The sequence below is a fragment of the Bartonella sp. CE47NXGY genome, from assembly GCF_042195415.1.
Classification (GTDB): domain Bacteria; phylum Pseudomonadota; class Alphaproteobacteria; order Rhizobiales; family Rhizobiaceae; genus Bartonella.
Genome location: NZ_JBHIOI010000019.1, coordinates 29,741 through 31,978, shown reverse-complemented (window position 1 = coordinate 31,978; position 2,238 = coordinate 29,741). Strand labels below are relative to the sequence as shown.

Genomic DNA, 2,238 nt, shown 5'->3' with positions numbered 1-2,238 from the left:
AGCAGAAACCGCTCTCGTTACTCGTCGTATATAGTACTCTTTCAAGCAAAGAGTCAATATCATTTTTTATTTTTTTTTAAATAAAATAACCCAAACTTTACCAATAAAATATTGAACAAAAAATCCTATTTCAAGACATTATTGGAAACAAGCAATTATAGGCAAAATCTGCATTCATAAAAATAAAACATGAAAACAGCAAGGAGTTCAAAGAGAGCATGGCGCCTTTAAAGTAAAATATAGCACCCCATTGCAATGCATAAAAATAGGAAGTTGCCTAGGAATGAGTTAATCACAATAACGCTTGTTTTATGCTACTTTAATAGAGAAAATTTTCTGCGCAGATACGATTTATAAAGACATTGCTGTATAAAGAGAATCGCATGATCTGTAATTTGTAAAAAGAATCAAATTCCTGTAGAAGCATGCTAAGCTATCTATCTAGCTTTCTTTATTTAATATTGAAAAGTACTCTTATAAATCTATGTGGGATAACGAACAACAAAAAAACGATCCTGGACAAGACCCTGCTCTTGTCGTCAAGCGCTTGCGGCCTGCGCGCCGACAGGTCTCTGCTCGTTGGCTTACGGGAACCATTCTGACAGGAATCACTTCCTGCATTCTTATGGGGATTGCACTTTTTACGGCTCTTGATGAACAACAGCGATTGGTAACACCGCCACAATGGTTTACGCAAGAAAACCTATCAGAATCACAAGACCCTGAGGCCAATGGCTATAAAGGTGATCGTATTTCTCCCACCCATGCAAGGCAAAGCTTTGACAGAAAACGTCAATTTGAATTATCGATTCTACAAAAAAAAGGCGATGAAAAAGTCATTCAAACACAACATTTTGAATGGATTCGTATGGCTTTAGCCGAAAATCGCCCCCAGAAATATAGCTATCCAAAATTTGATTCTTTAAGCATTCTTGCTAGTGATACGAAAAATCAAAATATCGCACCACAAGAAGATTCTGGGCAGATTTATGGAGCAAAGGTTGAAACAAAACTCACCTTACGCAGCTATGATTTTAAGGTAAATCAATTCGATTTTGATGACAGCGACACATTGACAGATGAAGAGGCACAACAAGAAGTGCAAAAAGCTGGATTTACTTTAGAAAAGAGCTCTGAACTTCTTTCAGTTCTCACATTGATTGATCCTTTAAAATTAGAAGATGTATCCTCCCCTTCCCAAGGCACAGAATCCCCTGAAGTTCGAATCGTTCAAGAAAATGTAACCGTTTCTCCTCAAAGTCACCGTATCGATCTGACGAAAAACTATGTTGAAGATATTATTCCTATTCGTAAAAAACAAACGATAGCCGATGCTTTCAAAAAAACCAGTTATACAAAAAAGCAAATTGACCAGGTTGTAAAAACGCTAGAAAAAATAAGCCTTTCCGATTCCCTTAAAGAGGGAAGCCTTTTACGCATTGGTATCGTGACACAAGCTGGTGAAGAAGACCATCTCGTACGCGCAAGTATCTATCAAGGAATGCATCATATTCTCACCATTGCCCTGAATGATAAAGGCCAATTCATTGAAAGCACAGAGCCTAAAATGTCTAAAGCACTTAAAACGGCTTTTCAAAATGGTATTCCACATTCTTATATCAATAGCGCACAATTACCAACGGCTTATGATGCACTCTATAGTGCTTTGCTAAGCCATAATATATCACAATCTCTCTCTCATCGTCTTATTCGTCTGCTGGCCACCAATATTGATATGAAAAGTCCGATAACACCCAATGATCAGATCGAAATATTTTATGCTGTACCACAAAGCGATAAAGAAAACAAAAACGGCAAAAAGAATTTGAAAGCAAAGGAAGCATCCAAGAACGCTGATCCAGAAATTCGTTATATTAGTGCAACTTTTGGGAATACAACTTATAAATATTACCGTTATCAATTAAAAGATGGAAGCGTTGATTATTATGATTCTGAAGGGAAAAGTTCAAAGCCTTTCTTGCTGCGCAAACCCACACCAAATGGCATTTTTGGCTCTCCCTTTGGTCCACGCAAACATCCTATTTTAGGCTATGTCCGCATGCATACGGGGGTTGATTGGATTGCTCCTAAAGGATCACCCATTATTGCTGTAGGAGATGGTATTGTCACAAGAGTAGGCGTAACAGGCGGCTATGGAAACCATACGGAAATTCAACATGCCAATGGATATGTCAGCAGTTATTCACACCAAAGTCGTTATGCACCAGACATCAAACC

General features: G+C 37.9%; 1 protein-coding gene. It reads left to right on the top strand.

The window, feature by feature from the left end; translation table 11 throughout:
• Positions 1-484 precede the first annotated feature (484 nt).
• Positions 485-2,238 (top strand): M23 family metallopeptidase (locus ACFIL3_RS06570; protein WP_375681955.1); only part of this gene is annotated, 1,754 nt, incomplete at its 3' end.